This window comes from Streptomyces sp. NPDC001443, from assembly GCF_053597355.1.
Genome location: NZ_JBSFIA010000049.1, coordinates 15108 through 28097 on the forward strand (window position 1 = coordinate 15108; position 12990 = coordinate 28097).

At 68.0% G+C, this 12990-nt stretch carries 17 protein-coding genes; 4 read left to right on the forward strand and 13 right to left on the reverse strand.

The genetic code is table 11. The annotated features are described in order from the left end of the window. Nucleotides 1–5: 5 nt before the first annotated feature. The 13 genes from ACWC24_RS36125 to ACWC24_RS36185 form a co-directional block, all read right to left on the reverse strand. On the reverse strand, nt 6–734 hold the full coding sequence (locus ACWC24_RS36125; protein WP_450667142.1) for a hypothetical protein: 729 nt from the start codon (nt 732–734) through the stop codon (nt 6–8). Continuing rightward, the gene (locus ACWC24_RS36130; protein WP_450667143.1) at nt 731–2026 is read right to left on the reverse strand and encodes a hypothetical protein; all 1296 of its coding nucleotides are present in this window, start codon (nt 2024–2026) and stop codon (nt 731–733) included. Before ACWC24_RS36130 ends, ACWC24_RS36125 begins: the two co-directional genes overlap by 4 nt. Before the next feature lie 19 nt (nt 2027–2045). Beyond that, nucleotides 2046–2513 carry a hypothetical protein gene (locus tag ACWC24_RS36135; RefSeq protein WP_450667144.1) on the reverse strand — a complete coding sequence of 156 codons (468 nt, stop codon included), beginning with the start codon at nt 2511–2513 and terminating at the stop codon, nt 2046–2048. Between the two features lie 182 nt (nt 2514–2695). Further along, the gene (locus tag ACWC24_RS36140; RefSeq protein ID WP_450667145.1) at nt 2696–2965 is read right to left on the reverse strand and encodes a hypothetical protein; all 270 of its coding nucleotides are present in this window, start codon (nt 2963–2965) and stop codon (nt 2696–2698) included. 135 nt (nt 2966–3100) lie between these two features. Beyond that, nucleotides 3101–3265: a hypothetical protein gene (locus ACWC24_RS36145; protein WP_450667146.1), complete on the reverse strand. Its 165-nt coding sequence runs from the start codon at nt 3263–3265 to the stop codon at nt 3101–3103. 33 nt (nt 3266–3298) lie between these two features. Further along, entirely contained in the window at nt 3299–4897 is a 1599-nt protein-coding gene (locus tag ACWC24_RS36150) for a DUF2637 domain-containing protein (RefSeq protein ID WP_450667147.1), read from the reverse strand. A gap of 184 nt (nt 4898–5081) precedes the next feature. Continuing rightward, the gene (locus tag ACWC24_RS36155; protein WP_450667148.1) at nt 5082–5213 is read right to left on the reverse strand and encodes a hypothetical protein; all 132 of its coding nucleotides are present in this window, start codon (nt 5211–5213) and stop codon (nt 5082–5084) included. Between the two features lie 68 nt (nt 5214–5281). Then, nucleotides 5282–5467, reverse strand: coding sequence for a hypothetical protein (locus tag ACWC24_RS36160; RefSeq protein ID WP_450667149.1), 186 nt, complete (start codon nt 5465–5467; stop codon nt 5282–5284). Continuing rightward, on the reverse strand, nt 5464–5838 hold the full coding sequence (locus ACWC24_RS36165) for a hypothetical protein (RefSeq protein ID WP_450667191.1): 375 nt from the start codon (nt 5836–5838) through the stop codon (nt 5464–5466). Before ACWC24_RS36165 ends, ACWC24_RS36160 begins: the two co-directional genes overlap by 4 nt. A 164-nt stretch (nt 5839–6002) precedes the next feature. Then, a complete protein-coding gene (locus tag ACWC24_RS36170) occupies nt 6003–6257 on the reverse strand; it encodes a WhiB family transcriptional regulator (RefSeq protein ID WP_450667150.1) in 255 nt (84 codons plus the stop codon). Further along, on the reverse strand, nt 6257–6577 hold the full coding sequence (locus ACWC24_RS36175; protein ID WP_450667151.1) for a hypothetical protein: 321 nt from the start codon (nt 6575–6577) through the stop codon (nt 6257–6259). Before ACWC24_RS36175 ends, ACWC24_RS36170 begins: the two co-directional genes overlap by 1 nt. A gap of 164 nt (nt 6578–6741) precedes the next feature. Next, on the reverse strand, nt 6742–7566 hold the full coding sequence (locus ACWC24_RS36180) for a hypothetical protein (RefSeq protein ID WP_450667152.1): 825 nt from the start codon (nt 7564–7566) through the stop codon (nt 6742–6744). Between the two features lie 306 nt (nt 7567–7872). Next, a complete protein-coding gene (locus ACWC24_RS36185) occupies nt 7873–8181 on the reverse strand; it encodes a hypothetical protein (RefSeq protein ID WP_450667153.1) in 309 nt (102 codons plus the stop codon). A gap of 116 nt (nt 8182–8297) precedes the next feature. Here ACWC24_RS36185 and ACWC24_RS36190 point away from each other — a divergent pair, with 116 nt between their 5' ends. From ACWC24_RS36190 to ACWC24_RS36205, 4 genes are all read left to right on the forward strand, one after another. Continuing rightward, the gene (locus ACWC24_RS36190; RefSeq protein ID WP_450667154.1) at nt 8298–8882 is read left to right on the forward strand and encodes a GntR family transcriptional regulator; all 585 of its coding nucleotides are present in this window, start codon (nt 8298–8300) and stop codon (nt 8880–8882) included. Nucleotides 8883–8899: 17 nt separating this feature from the next. Then, entirely contained in the window at nt 8900–9754 is an 855-nt protein-coding gene (locus ACWC24_RS36195) for a DUF5919 domain-containing protein (protein ID WP_450667155.1), read from the forward strand. Next, the gene (locus ACWC24_RS36200) at nt 9751–10554 is read left to right on the forward strand and encodes an inositol monophosphatase family protein (protein WP_450667156.1); all 804 of its coding nucleotides are present in this window, start codon (nt 9751–9753) and stop codon (nt 10552–10554) included. The genes ACWC24_RS36195 and ACWC24_RS36200 overlap by 4 nt, the downstream gene beginning before the upstream one ends. A 913-nt stretch (nt 10555–11467) precedes the next feature. After that, nucleotides 11468–12979, forward strand: a complete 1512-nt coding sequence (locus ACWC24_RS36205) for a transcriptional regulator (protein ID WP_450667157.1) — start codon at nt 11468–11470, stop codon at nt 12977–12979. The last annotated feature ends 11 nt before the right edge of the window (nt 12980–12990 follow it).

Genomic DNA, 12990 nt, shown 5'->3' on the forward strand with positions numbered 1-12990 from the left:
GCGCCTTAGTCGGCGTTGTAGAAGGTGTTCTGCGCCATCGGGACGTCGGCATCGTCGACGGCGTCCTGGATGCGGCCGTGGTTGCGGTGCGCGGTGCGCGCGGCGGTCTCGGCCTGGTTGACGGAGATGTCGGTGGCGTTCTTGTACGCGTCGGCGGCCGTCTTCTGCCCGGCGATCAGGTCGCTGAGCATGTTGATGTTGCCGACGGTAAAGTTGTCGACCTTGAGCGCCTTGAGTTCCTCCGCGATGCCAGCCATCCGCTCGGTCATCTCGGCGGACCAGGCGGCGAGGTTGTTGACGTCCTCCTGCCGCGACTCGACCTCGGCTCGGATGGTGTTGAGGGCGTTGAGCAGGGCGCGGTGGTTGACAACGTCACCGATCGTCGTGATCGCCATAGGGCGGGTTCCTTCCTGTTCGGGGCTGAGGCCCGGGGCGACGTCCTCGTCGACGCCGGAGAAGTCCTCGGGGGCGTCGATGTCTTCGTCCGGTTCGATCAGCCCGTAGCCGGGGTCGTCGGGGGAGCCGAGAGTGACGATGTCGCTGTCCTCCCAGCGGCCCCGGTCGCTCTCACGCTCGTAGTCCGCGTCGAACCACGGCAGTTGGTCGCCGGGGTGGCGGGGGTCGTAGATGACGGTGGTGCCGATCCGCGTGTAGTGGACGTTGACCTGCCGGCGGATGCCGTGCTCGTCCTTGTACTCCCACACGTACGGTTCGACCCGCCGGGGCTCTGTCACCGGTCGTAGTAGCCGGCCTGGGCGGCCTGCTCAACCGGGGAGGACTGGACGGCCTCGGCGATGCCGCCGTGGGACTTGTAGGCGGCGGCCGCGGCGGCCACGGCGAAGTCGCCGGCGTCCTTGGCTGCGACCCCGTACGCGGCGGCAGCCTGGGACTGCGCGTGGATGGAGTCGCGCAGCTCGTCGATCTCGGCGCGGGTCTTGTCGTCGACCTCCAGCTCGGCCAGCTCCGCTTCGATCTGGTCCAGCCGATCGGAGAGGGCCTTGTCGTCGGCGGCGATCGCGATGGCCTCCTCCGAGCGCATCTCGCACATCGCCTTCGTGAGGGTGAGCGCGTTCATCAGCCCGTCCAGGGTGCGGATCTCCGGGATGACCGAGGCGGGTGAGGACATGAAGTCTCCGTTCTGTGCGGGGTCGGGCACCACGCTCAGGTGGCGGCGACCAGCGGGGGAATCGGGTTCGGTGTCGGCGGGCTTGGGCTCGGAGGCCTTGGCTTCGGCGGCGCGGGCGCGCTCCTCGGCCTTCTCCTCGCGCTCCTTCGCCTCGCGGGCTTCTTTCTGCGCGGCGAGGACCTTGTCCCTGGCGGCCTGGTCGCGGGCTTGCTCGGCTTCCTTCTTCGCCGCTTCGGCCTTCGCCTCCGCCTCCTTCCGCTCCTTGATCGCTTCTTCGAGAGCGGCGTTGAGGTCGATGTAGGGGCCGCCGGGCAGGTTCGGGATGCCGGTGCCGTCTTCGCCAGTCGCTGGGGCGTCTTTGGCCTCCTCCGGCTCTTCCTTCGCGTCCGGATCGTCAGCTTTCGCGCCCGGGTCGACGGTCTTCGGCGGCTCGGCTGGCTTCGGCGGGTACGGCGGCGGGGGGCCGGCCTTCGCCTTCGCCTCCTCCGCCTTCTTCTTCGCCTCGAGCTCTTCCTTCTTCCGCCGGCGCTCCTCCGCCTTCACCTGCATCTTGCGGCGGTGCTCCTCGCGGATCTCCGGCCACCGCTCGCGGTAGCCCTCGCCGACGGCCTTCCACATGGTGGAGCCGGTCTCGGTGATGACCGCGAGCGGGTAGGCCGCCTTGCCGCCGACCTTGGCGCTGCGCGGCGCCCGGGAACTGAAGGTGCCGCCCGGCTCGGTCGGGCTGGGCGACTTGACCACCGTGGTGGTCTTGCCGTCCGTCGAGCCGCTGGCGGCGACCTTCTCGACGGTCTTGCGAGACTCGGGGGTGTCGTAGCGGCGGTTTTCGGTGCCGGTCACCTTCTCCACGCCGCGGGCTCCGGCGTAGGCGATGGCGACCAGCAGCAGCAGTTCGAACACGACTCAGTTACCTCCCTGTTCAGGCCAGGCCGAAGGCGCCGGCGACCAGGCGGCCGACGGTCGTGACGACCCAGGCCAGGGAGGACTGGATGAACTCGCCGATGGGGCCGGGGATCGTGGAGGCGAGCACCGGCAGGATGGCGCCCAGGATCCGGGTGCGCATCTCCACCTTGCGGGTGACCAGGTCGTTGACGAACACGAAGGTCACGGCCAGGGCGGGGAAGCCCGTGACGATCAGGCCGGTCCACTCGCCGATCGAGCTGGTCGCCCAAGTGTTGACGCTGTTGACGGTCTCGTTCCACCAGTGGCCGGCCGGGGTGGCGACCATGGCCGCCGAAGCGGTGGCGATCAGGAGCGCCTGGGCGCGGTCGGTGTGCAGCTTGTTGGTGATCTTGTTGAGGCCGGGCAGCTTCTCCGCGTAGTACAGGAGAGCGGCGGACCCGGCGCAGGCCCCGCCGGCGGCGGAGCTCACAGCGGCGTCGATCATGGAAAGGTCGTCCTTCCGGGACTCGGTGGGGATTTGACGGGGTATTACGGAGCGTCGTACTCTCGCGCGCGCATAGGCGCGCCTGTGCGCGCGAGTGCGCGCGGCCGCACGGGTGGGGTTTGTTTCCGCTGTTACAGCGGCTTGTCACAGGGCCTGTAACAGCTCGTGTCACAGCCGGTCGGTCACTGTGCGTGCGTCTCGCGGATGTTCTCGAGGGCGGCCGCGACGGCCTCGTACGCGCGGTCCCGTGGCTCCTGGGGGAGCTTGTCGAGGACGCTGCGGAGGCGGTCGAAGGTGACCGCGGCGACCGCGTCCGGCCCCTCCTGGCGGGCTTCCTCCAAGCGCCGGCCCCAGCGCTCGGCCTGCCTGGCCTGCTTCTCGGCCCGCTTGCGCCGCAGCGGTTTCTTGCGCTGCGGGGGGTTGTTCCAGGGGGCGGGTTTGATGTCGCTCACCTGCGGTTTTGTCTCCTTCCGGGGCGGGTTCGTGGCAGGGTTGGTGCAGGCGCTTCGGCGCCTTCACCGCGTCCCCGAGTTGTCAACAGCAGCTCGGGGGCCGGTGGAACCGTCGAAGCGGATCGTCTTCGCAGGTCAGCGGGCGTTCCGCCGGTGCGGGAAGTGCGGGTGGCACCACCAGCAGCCCGGCCCGTGGTCGTGTGCGGTCCGGGCGTGGGCGAGGAATGCGAGGGTGGCCGGGATGCCCAGGAGGGCTGCGGCCACGGCCAGCGTGCTGACCACGTACAGGACGGTGTTCACCGTCGGCTCCTCTCGATCGGTGGAGGTACCGGGTTAGGCCGCGTCGGCGATGCCGAGGATCCGGCGGGCGCGCTTGCGGCGGTCATGGGCGGTGGTCACCGAAACCCCGAGGTACTCGCCGATCTGCTCCAGCGTCAGGTTGTCGTCGCCGTGCTCGCGGATCAGCTCCGCGACCTTGCGGGCGTCCCTTTCGACCGGCGTCATGCGGGCTTCGGCTTCGAGCTCCGCGGCTTTCGCCTCGGCTTGAGCCGTCGCCTCTCGGTCCTCGGCGATGCGGCGCCCGGCAGCGGCCTGGGCGGCTTCCGCTTCCATCTCCTTCGCCTCTTCTTCGAGGCGTAGTCGGTTGCTTTCGGCAGCCGCGCGCCTGCTTTCGGCGGCTTCGGCGGCGGCCTTCTCGGTGGCGGCTTCCGCCTCCTGGGTCACCTGGTCGGCCTGCGCCTGGCGGGCGCGGGCTTCGGCGATCTCCGCGGTCTCCTCGGCCTGCGTGGTCAGTTCCATCCGCCGCCGCTCCGCGTCCCAGCTGAGCTGGGCCTCTTCCTGCTCGCGGCGAGTGCGGTGGATCTCCGCGTCGGTGTCCGCCTGGAGCTTGACGACCTCTGCCTCGGCGCGCGCGGAGCGCAGCCGAAGCTCTTCTTCGGCCTTGCGAAGCTCGATCGTGGCGGCGTTCTTGGCCTCGGTGCGGGCGATCTCCAGGCGGCCTTCGGCGCGGATTGCCTCGGCCTCCGCGTCCAGCTTCGCGGCGCGGATTCGAGCTTCCGTTTCGACTTGGCGAAGGGCGCTTTCGGCTTCCCGAAAGCGGGCCCGCTCGGCCCGAAGGCGTTCCTTCTCGGTCTCGGCTTCGGGGACTTCGAGGGCCTCCTCGACCGAAAGCCCGAAGTCGGCGAGCTTGATCGGCAGAAGTTCATCCGAAGAGGCGGTCCGCCGCCATTTGCGGCCGTAGCGCTTGCGGAGCATCTGCCGGTAGACCATCCGCTCCTTGTCGAGCCGGAGGGCGTCCTCGTAGGAGGTGATCTCCCACAGCTTCATCTGCCGAGAGATGCGGGCGGTCGCGTATGGGGAGAGGAACCAGCGGGACAGACGGACACCGTCCATCGCCGGGCGGCCCTTGGCCTCACCGATGTGCGCCGCGTACAGGTGGGCGAAGATCTCGGAGAAGACCACCCACAGCGAGGCGAGCACGGCGTGGCCGAGCTGGGCCGGCAGCGAGACCGCTGACTCCCAGTTGAGGTAGATGGTGGCGGCGGTGCCCAGGCGCGGCACCCACTTGACCCAGCCGAGCGGCTTGTCGAACCGGATCAGCAGCAGGTTCGCCAGAGAGAAGCCGAGGATGGACAGGTCGATGCCGATGGGCAGCATCCACGGGAACTCGAACTGCCAGCCGCCCTCGGCGATCGGGGTGGCTGCCTTGTCCTCCACGGCGCTGTAGGAGGAGACCAAGCCAAGCCCGGAGACGCCGGTGGCGAGCAGAATGCCCAGGCCCATCAGCCACTTCTCGCCCGTGCCGAGCGGCAGGGACTTCTTGTCGGCGGCGTCGGCGCTGTCGTGGTCCACCGTGGTGCTGTCGTCGGCCTGAACGGGCAGCCGCTCTTGCTCCTGGTCGTGGTTGTCGTCCGGGGGACTGGGCTCGGTCATGAACAACTCCTTCGTCGTCGGAACGGGAGGGCGGGGTCCGGGCCCGGCGCGGGGGGAGTGGTCGCGCCGGGCCTGGGTGGAGGCAGGGGCAGGGGGAGGCCCCGGCGCTCCCCGCCGTCCCCGCCAACTGGGCGGGGGCGACAGGCAACTCGGGGAAGACCAGGCGGAGTTGCGACTCGGCAGCTCAGTCCTCGTCGGAGGCCTGGGCCTGCACCTCCATCAGGGCTGCCTCCACGTCCTGGACCTCGCCTCGCTCGATGGCGGCGTAGACGGACTCACTGCCCATGAACATGCGGTCCTGGAAGTTTTCGGACATAACGAATCTCCTCACGTCGAGGGGGTGGAAGGGAGTTGACGGGCTTCAGGCCCGCGGAAGGTGCGGCGTCAGCCGGAGCGCTTCGAGCGCTGCTGCCGCAGGTAGGCGTCCTGCTGCTGGCTGAACGTCTCGAACAGCGCGGCCCCGGCCGTACAGCGGGAGGCGGGGGTGCAGGCGGTACAGGTGGCGGCGTGTTCGCGAAGCGCCCGGTCGGCGGCCATGTACCGCTCGTACAGGTCGTCCTTGCCGGTCACTGGCACGTGGTCAGTGCCGTGCGACGTGTGTGCGGGCGGGCCGGCGCTGCGGGCTGCTGCCGGCCATCCCGCTCATGCGGCGTCGGCCGCATCGGCAGCGGCGGGCGGTCTTGCGCGTGAACCAGCCTCGCCAATGCGCTGGTCGCCGCGCAGGCCTGGCACGTCCAGAAGGTGACGCCGAACCAGCCGCCGCAGGTGTCGCACTGCATCCCGCCGCTGCCGTGGGGCGAGAGCCGGTGAGCCGGGGCTACCAGCGGGATGACGACGCGAAGGTGCAATCCTTCCGTCTTGTCAGGCTCGGGACCGCGTTCGTTGTCCTCGCGGTCCAAGTCGTCGATCAGTCCGCCGAATAACCGCGCGGATGCCATCATGGTGATCACAGGGCCTCCCAACAGGTCCTTGGACAGCCCCGGGGGCGCAATCCCTGGGGCTGTCGCCTTATCGGCTGCCAGTACGAGCAGCCGCGGCCGTCCCCACCCAGCGGAGTTCGCGGGTGGGGGCGACCGCGGGCGATCGTCGTGGCGGGCAGAACGAGTCAGGAGGCCTTGCGGGCGCGGTTACGGGCGGCTCGCCGCTTCATCGCACGGCGCTCGTCCTCCGAGAGGCCGCCCCATACACCCGAGTCCTGGCCGGACTCCAGCGCCCACTGCAGGCATTGGTCCATGACCGGGCAGCGGCGGCAGACGGCCTTGGCCTCCTCGATCTGCAGCAGGGCCGGGCCGGCGTTGCCGATGGGGAAGAACAGTTCCGGGTCCTCGTTGGCGCACTGTGCGCCGAATCGCCAGTCCATTACTTCGTGCCTCCGTCCGCGCCAGCCTCTCGGAGGACCAGGTGGTCCGAGTCCGTCCAGACACTGCCGACCGGGAACGGCTCACCGTCCGGGCGCAGCACGTCGCGAATGATCACCGCCCACTGGGCGCAGCGGCGCTTCAGCAGCTCACGGGCCTGCTGCGGGTCGCGGATCACGGCGAGCACTTCGAAGGCGCCGTCGATGTTCTGGTAGATCGTGCCCTTGGCGCGGGGGCCGATCTGGTCCTCGACAACCCTGCGGAGGCCTTCGAGGATCTTCGGGTCGCCCGCGGAGGCGGGCGCGGTGGGCTGGTGTGGCATGCTGATGGTGAGCAACAGGGCCTCCAGGTAGGTCCGTTCGAAACGCCCCCGGCGGCCACCGGGGGCGTTCGCTTTTTCGGTCGGCTGTCGTACGAGCAGCCACGGCCACCGCCCTCCTTGCCGGGAGGGCGGCGGCCGTGGTCGTTCGTCGCGAGGTTGCAGGTTCAGGCGGCCGGCTTCTTCAGCGGAAGATCGGGGCCGCGGACGTCGGACACCGTTCCCGGCCGGCACCGCCTAGCCTGGTTGTTCTGCTCTTCAACCGCCGTGCCGGAGCGCTTGGCGAGTTGCTCGGAACCGGTGGTGGCCTTCTGCTGTGCCGCCCAGTCGGCGACCCGGCCACGCGCGGACCGCTTCTCGTAGTCGCGGTCGAACCGCTCCCGCTCCTGCTCGAAGAACGCCCGCAGCGCGCGGCGTTCGGGCTCCTGCCGCAGCAGCCGCAGGTAGGTGCTGGCCAAGCGCAGCCCGTCGCGGCAGGCCAGGACGTTGCCGTCGCAGTCAGTGGCCGTGCCCTGGCAGGCGTTGCACGCGGCTTGGTGGGCGCGGAAGGCCCGGCGAACCATGTCCGCACTGATCGGCGTCGGCACCACCTGCGTGGTCGCCGGAACCGGCGGCGTCGTCGGCTTGCGCCGCACCGGGGTACGGCGCCGGGACGCGGCGTCCGTAATGCCTTCTCCCAGGCGGTGCTGCCACTCGCCCAGCGTCAAGTCCAACTCCACTAACCGGAGACTGCCGTTCTCGCAGCGCCGCGCGTTGGGGGTACTAGCGCGCTCGGTGTGATGCGGAACCAGTTTCGGGCGGCGGCACCCGACGCCCGTGATGGGAACCCAGGTGTCACAATCCGGGCAGATCAGGCTCTCCGCACCGGGGAACAGGTCGATGTCGTTGGCGTGCAGAGTCGAAATCTTGAGAACGGTCTGGTCGTTGACGCGCCGCGTGCGGATCCGCTTGGCCCGCTTGCGAGCCAAGGGCATTTCAGACGTGGGAGGCATGGGGGACTCCTTCAGTACGGAGTGACAAGGGAGTGCGTCGCGGGTGCTCTCTCCGCCCGTCAGGCCGCACGGCGAACCGGCGCCCCGACGGACGGACAGCGCATCTGCGCTGCGACATGCACACAGCAGCCACGGGCCCGGAGGAGTTGAAAGTGCCTCGGAGAGGAGTTGAAGCTGCCTCTCACAAACTCCGGGTACCACCGAAGGTGGCGACTGCTGGTCGTACAAACTGGGATGCCGTCACCGGCTCCCCACCACCAGGACCGCAACCACCCAGGGGGCGGTCCTGATCGAAGGGACGCGGAGTCAGCCGGCGGTGCGCTGCATCTGCTGCAGGACCGCGGCGTAGCTGGTCTTGCCGCTACGCGTCGTGCCCCCGAGGAGCGGCTGCATCGGGCCGGCGTTGAAGTGCTGGGCCAGGTCCTCCGCAGTGCCGAGCTCGATGACCACCTCGCCACCGGCGACGTTGCGGCCAAGGACGAAGCGGCCGGAGGAGATGGCCTCGGCGTAGGCCGGGCTCGCGGCCTCCAGTGCGTGCTCGTAGCTCTCGATGTCGGCGCTGGACCAGGTGGTGACGTCACCGTGCGCGGCTCGGAAGGCGTCGGGGGTCTGCATGGTTTCGGTCCTCTCGGCATGACCGGTTGTCTGCTGGATGACGCTCGGCTGCATGACTGCAACCATATACACAAAGCTGAGCCATGTGTATATGGTTGTCAAGGAGGTGGCCCCACATGACTGGATCCGACGCCCTGCTTCTCCCCCTGCCACCGATGTGCTGGACTAGGGGCGGCTTGTACAACATGGTGCACAAGGGCATGGGAGAGTCTGTGGCAGAGAAAGTCGGGCGGCCGGAGTACCGGAGAGTCATGGATGATCTCCTTGAGCAGATCTCCAGCGAGCGGCTCGAGGTAGGTCAGCCGATCCCTTCCACAGCCACGCTCTCGGCCCAGTACGGCGTATCGAGCACTGTGATCCGTCGCGCGGTCAGGGAGTTGACTCAAGAGGGTGTGCTGGTGGGACAGCCAGGCAAGGCCGTGTTCGTGCTTGCCAAACCCGATGAGGTCCGCGAAGAACAGTTCACGCTGGAGGGGTTGGCTCAAGGCCTGGCGGAGGTTCGGTCCCAGATCGATAGCCTGCAGGCGCCGGATACCCGTGCCCTCGAGGCGCTGCGGAGTGAAGTTGGCGCCCTCCAGCGTTCGGTCGATCTCCTTCAGTCACGCCTCATGGACTTGTACGGCCGGCTGGGCCAGCCCTACCCGCGAGACGTGGAGCCGCCGAACGAGGCTGGTCGTACCCGGAAGACCAACGGCGCCTGAGGCTAGGAGGAATTCCAATGACAACTGGTCAAGAGGCGACCGTCATCTCCATGTTCGGCTCTGGTCCCAATCGCTTAGACCTGGGAGAAGTCGCAAGAAACCAGGTAGCTGCCGCGCGATCTGCCCGCAGCATGACTGAGGAGGAGTTCGCAGCGCTCCTTGAGAGCCTCCTCGGCTGGCCGGTCGGTGCTGGGCTGGTAAGGGCCTGGGAACAGAACGCGACACCCCCGGGAGACGTGCTCGTTGCATGCGAACTGATCGTCCGCCAGAGCCCGCCCGATCTCAGTAACCGTCAGGCATTCGATGCTGCGGCACAGGTTATGGGAGACCGGTTCGTCGACCTGGAAGCTGTGTACTCGACCCGGTCGGAGTTCCAGGCAAAGTTGCCAGTTTCCGATCTCCTTGAGGGTGCCAAGGAGATTCGCGCGTGTGGGCTCTCTCTCAACATGCTGTGCCAGACCTACTCAGACGTTCGGCTTCGAGAGCTCATTGAGCAAGGAACCACACTGCGCTGCCTATTCCTCAAGCCGTACGGTCACTTCATACGAGAGCGGGAACAGGAGGAGGGGTATTCAGAGAACAGGCTGTCCGATCTGACGGCGATGAACCTCATGATTCTGCGCGAGCACGTTGCAGCACGCCTATCGCCGGAAGCTCAAGGGCGTATTGAAATTGGCGTCTATGACGAGCCAATCCGCTTCAACCTGCTACTCATCGATGCCGAGTTGTGTGTGGCTCAGACGTACCTGCCGCAGGCCCGCGGTGTTGATTCGCCAACATTCGTGATCCGCAGGCGCCGTCCTACCGGCGGTCTGTACTCCTCGTTCGAGCAGGTGTTCTCTGCCATGTGGGAAAGGCGTGAGCCTGCGTGAGCGACCTGGGTGCCCTTCTTGAGATCGCCTCGGCCGCGGTGGACCGGGCCTCTTCCCTGGTCACCCGGATGGCCATCGGGGAGGTCAGGCCCAAGGGGGACCGAGACATGGTTTCGGACATCGACTTGGCGGTGGAGCAGGATCTTCGCGACTTCCTGTCCCGCGAAACGCCTGAACTGGGCTTTCTCGGTGAAGAGCGGGGCTCTGTTACACCGCCTCGACAGCTCACGTGGGCCCTGGATCCGGTGGATGGCACAGCCAACCTTGTGAACGGCATCCCTCTGTGCGCGGTTTCTCTAGGGCTTGTGTCGGGCGAGTCGTCTGTGCTCGGCGTGATCGACCTGCCGTTTCTGGGCCAGCGGTTCAAGGCGGCGCGAGGGCTCGGCGCACATGCTGACAAACAGCGCCTCACCCCAAGTCGACGCGAAGAGTTGTCCCAGGCGGTGATCGCGATCGGAGACTACGCCGTGGGTGCGCACGCTCAGAAGCGCAACGAGCTCCGCTTCGCAATCACCCAGCTCCTTGCTGGACGTGCCTTGCGAGTCCGGATGCTCGGCTCTGCCGCGATCGACCTGGCATGGGTCGCCTCTGGACGGTTGGACGGCAGCATCGCGCTCAGCAACCACCCTTGGGACATGGCTGCCGGCACGGCCATCGCCCGCGAGGCGGGAGCACTCGTTTTGGATGCATACGGCCGGAACCACGACCTGCTGTCCGCAGCGACCATCGCCGTGGCACCAGGACTGCGCAAGCCGCTTCTCCAACTGATGGCCGATGCACGGAAACAGGTGGCGGCGTGACATCTCCTTTGCTGCAGCGTAAGAGGCACTCGATTGCGCGTCATCGACCGCAGGTGGCCGTCTCGGAAGGCCTGGTGTCAACGGCCTCCCTACCACCTGCCCCTTTTCGAGTGAACTCAGGTGTACGAGCTTCGATGACCGGAGGGCCGGGTGGCCCTGACGACACGTCTTCCCCAGCCGTAACCCAGGTGGAGCCAGGGGAGTATCGTGTCCCCGAGCTTGATCCAAAAGAAAAAGAAGGCCCCCAGGACCTTAGGCAAGTCGAGGGGGCAGGCCGGGGACTTTGTGATGGGAGTCCCGTGGCCAGCCGACCACCCTTCCCTTCAGCGAGCAAGGTGATCGACATGCAGCAGGGTACCCGTACCCACCCGCATGCACGCACCACGGCACCCGCCGTAGTAGCGACCCTCACGTCGCTCCGGCAAGGTGTCCTTTTTGTCTTCCCGTGCCGATCCGCGCACGGGCGCACCTCAGCCCCGGAAGGGGGCGAGATGGCGTAGTCGCGATTGGCGGCGCCCGCTTAGCGGGACTTCAAGCCGCCCGGGGCCCGGCCTCCCGGTGATGCCAGTCACCTAGGCGCGGTGCCCCATCTGCTCTCCGGTTTCGGCCTGCCAGGGCCTCGCCGGAGGAGCTGCTCGCCCCGGTGCCAGCCGGCTGCGAGCGGTTCGATCCTCGGTTCGCCAGAACCACGAAGCGCCACACGGGGCTTCGTTGTGCCCTCCCAAAGAGACAGGAGCGCTAGCCACATGTTGCAGCATCGTGCTGCCCTTTGTCAGCTCAGCCATGCCCGATTGGCGCACTTTGCGCCGTCTATCACGTCACAGCCTCCCCCTGACCGCACCGATTCGCCGCTTGGACAGGGATCGCCGCGATCGCACATCAGCGCGCGACGCGCGCTGGCCGGAGTGGCCCGATGACTTTGGTGGCGGCGCAGGCCGCCGTGGCCTCTTCCCGACGCGTGTCTGTATCGCCCCTAGTCGACGTCGTCGTGCTGCCAGAGCTGTGGGTGCCGGAGACGGAGCAGTGGCTGTCGTCGTCGGCGGGCCGGGTCGCGCCGGACGGGTACAGCTGGATGCAGGCGGTGCACTGGGTGGCAGGGTCGGGGCTGTACCAGCCGCGGCGGCACCGCTCCACTGGGCTGCGCTCGTTCAATGCGACGACGGTGTACGTCGCTCAGTTGCTGGCCGAGCTTTCCCCCTGCTTCCCGGGTCTGAGCTACCTGCAGCGGCGTACGGGTCTGTCGGAGCGGATGGTGGAGTACCACCTGGCGGCGCTGCGGGAGACGGGGCTGCTGGCCTACATCATGAAGGGCACGCGGAAACGGGGCGAAGCGCCGCAGGCGTCCGAGTTCGCGCGGATGATCCCCGTGGAGTTCGACGAGGCGCTGGGGATCCGTACCAGGCAGCCCGATCAGGACGCGCCGGCGTACACGCGGGTGATGGTCGGAATCGCGGATGCGAGCCGGAAGCTGATGGCGAAGCTCGCGAAGAATGCCAGCCGCAAAGTGCGCAGGCCGCGCTCGAAGACGTCCTCAAGGGCCTCGGTGAAGGCTTCCGGGAAAGAGTCATCCGGGACGTCTGTGACGGCTGTTTCAGACGGGTCGCGTTGCACCCCAATGGGGGGTGGTTCCTCTACTGGGTCTTCTGCGGCTGGTACTTCCTTCCCCCCTGAGAGCAAGCTCGCAAGCGGGGCCAGCAAGTCGTCCATCCTGAAGAAGTCCGAGGCCAAGGCCGGTGGCCGCCGGAAGATGAACAAGGTCGGACGCAGGTTCCAGCTGGCCCGGGAGCTGACCCAGGAGCTGGACTGGCTACGTGGCTGCTCGGTGCCTCGGGTCGCGTGGGTGGTCCGGGATGTGGCTGATGCCGGATGGACGGTCACCGAGGTCAAGGGCTGGCTGCACCTACGCGGCGAGGCGGCCCGGGTCCGTCGGGCCTCCGGTTTGCTCGCCGTGCTGCTGGCGAACGCGGTGACGACCCTGGATACCCCCGAGAAGCGGGCCTATGCCGTCGAACAGTGGCGCTGTGCCCAGGAGGCAGCCCGCCACCACCACATCCAGCAGGTCCGCGCCCGCACGGAGCGGTTCGACGGCGACTGGCAGGCCCCCACCAACCTGGCCGTGCTGCGCGACGTGGAGCAGGCATTTGCCGAGGTTCGCGCGGCGACGAGCGGCGGCCGCCACCAGCACCAACCCGCCGAAATGCAAGCTCACTGCGAAGACCTTGCGCTGGCTGACCCACAGGTCGAAGAGATGCAGGATCGGGCACGGTACGAGCTCATGCGGGGCCAGACAGACCTGATCGACCTGGCTGTCGATTCCATGGGCCTCGAAGCTGCCGAGCGCCTCTACGGCACGGACCTGGTGCGCCGCGCCCGCCAGCTAGCCAGCGCTACCCGTAGCTCGCTCATGACGATCGGACGCCGGTAGGAGGCCCCCAG